2 protein-coding genes are annotated in these 780 nt (G+C 45.9%); both read left to right on the forward strand.

The window, feature by feature from the left end; translation table 11 throughout:
• Positions 1-300: glycosyltransferase (locus R7O13_RS26180; protein ID WP_318305117.1), on the forward strand; the 300-nt coding region annotated here is incomplete at its 5' end.
• The coding region (locus R7O13_RS26185; protein ID WP_318305118.1) for a glycosyltransferase at positions 293-780 on the forward strand (488 nt) is incomplete at its 3' end. The genes R7O13_RS26180 and R7O13_RS26185, both read left to right, overlap by 8 nt.

Genomic DNA, 780 nt, shown 5'->3' on the forward strand with positions numbered 1-780 from the left:
CAAAGCTTAGACTTGTTTTGTTTACCGTCTCTGCATGAAGGGTTTCCGCTTTCAACACTCGAAGCGCAAGCGTGTGACATCCCTTGCGTCGCGACGGATGTTGGCGGCGTGAAAGAAACACTGTGCCCGAAAAGCAGCGCTTTGGTAGAACCTAACCGCGTATTTTCACTCGCGGAGGCTCTATCTAAACAATTGGATTCAAACATCCATTCGCCTCGAGCTTACATTCTTCAACATTTCGATATTCGTGACATGGTTGGTCGCTACACTCGTTTGGCTAAGGAGTCGACTTATGAATGATCTCATTTGGATTGCTGGTTTTGGTTTGTCTGCGTTTTTGATCATCTATCATCATGTGGGTTATCCATTATTGCTGAAATGGCTGCCACTCAAACCAAAATCTAACGACGAAGGCGAACACTTTGCAGAGCGTCATTACAAAGCCTCGGCCAGTGATAACAAACTTCCTTCCGTGACCATCATCATCCCCGCTTACAACGAAGAGCAGTGGATTGCTGAGAAAATTCGCAACTTGGCGAGTTTGGACTACCCAAGGGATAAGCTGAAAGTGGTAATTGCGTGTGATGGTTGTACCGATAAAACTGCAGAAATCGCACAAGATACCATCCAAGAAGCGATTTGCTCTGATACCTTGTTTATTGTGAACGACCACTCTATCAATCGTGGCAAAGTCGCGTTGATTAATGAAGAGATGAAACACGTCTCGTCCGACATCACGGCACTGAGTGATACATCTGCTCTGGTTTCTTGCGACTCTCT

It is taken from the genome of Vibrio sp. Y176, from assembly GCF_033438945.1.